Genomic DNA, 973 nt, shown 5'->3' on the forward strand with positions numbered 1-973 from the left:
ATCCTCACTGAGCGCGAGCCGGAACAAATCGCCTTTGACATGACGCTTCGACGAGAGCGTCTCAGAGAGGGTTAGCAGCACGAGCGTGCCATCGGGGATCTGAGGCCGTGCAGATGCGGGCGCAGCTGCTGGCGCTGTTTCGGCCGCAGCAGGCATTTGCGGCGCTACTACTGTTTCCGGCTCGGCTTGGGTGCCAGATGCGATAGCAGCGATGACCAGCAACAGTACAGTCATGGGACGGGTGCAGTGAGAGTAAAGTCGTCGGTCACAAAGGCCGTGATCTTCTCGCCAGCCTTAATCTTGGCATTATTGCCCTTGGCAAAGAGGCCGAGCAGCCCAAGGCTCAGCACGCCGACGACGGTCTCAGCGGTGCCGGTGCGGCCCTTAGCCGCAGTGTCGCCACTAATCGGGATCTTCTGGCCCGCATATTCGACATAGAGCAGCCGTGCGGTGAGGCTGCCGGCTTTGCCCAGATTGCCGCTGGAGTCAGCGGTCGTCACTTCTCCCCAGGCAAGCGCGCCCACCGGGATGACGGTTGCGCCGCCGATAACGACCGGCTGATTGACGCGCAGCTTGAAGCGGTGGCCAATAGTGTCGGTCTTGGTGGTCACCTCGGTCAGAGTCATCAAGTGAATGGGCGTATCGCGAGGCAAGATGATAGCCGCGGCGGCAGAGACCGGAGGCGCCGCGAGCGTTGCCTCAGGCTGGACGGAATCAGCCGCTTTCTGTTCAACAGCAAGGGCGGGGGCAGCAGGCGCGATAGTCGCCCCCTGCACAGCAACGGCAACCAGCGCCAGCGCGCTCATGGTCTGTGTCAATTCAGTCCCCCCACCCATTTATCTTTGCTGCCGCTTGACCGAATCACCGCAACAATGCTCCTGCTACAGGAGAAGCAAGCATTGGGGGAATCTATGAAATTTGGAACGACCTTGGCCGCCGCAATGGCAGCTGCAATTCTGGTGTCGGCGCCGCT

The 973-nt window shown here is 61.2% G+C and carries 2 protein-coding genes; both read right to left on the bottom strand.

Annotated features, from left to right (window positions below):
* A partial coding sequence (locus AC2TC0_RS16185) for a hypothetical protein (protein ID WP_484718482.1) occupies positions 1–234 on the bottom strand: 234 nt, incomplete at its 3' end.
* Entirely contained in the window at positions 231–806 is a 576-nt protein-coding gene (locus tag AC2TC0_RS16190; protein WP_484718483.1) for a hypothetical protein, read from the bottom strand. The genes AC2TC0_RS16185 and AC2TC0_RS16190, both read right to left, overlap by 4 nt.
* Between the last annotated feature and the right edge of the window lie 167 nt (positions 807–973).

The sequence above is a fragment of the Sphingopyxis sp. sgz302558 genome, assembly GCF_057220455.1.

What these genes read in the sequence shown, in the direction of transcription:
- AC2TC0_RS16190 (WP_484718483.1), bottom strand. Translation starts at nt 806, where the DNA reads ATGAGCGCGCTGGCGCTGGTTGCCGTTGCTGTGCAGGGGGCGACTATC.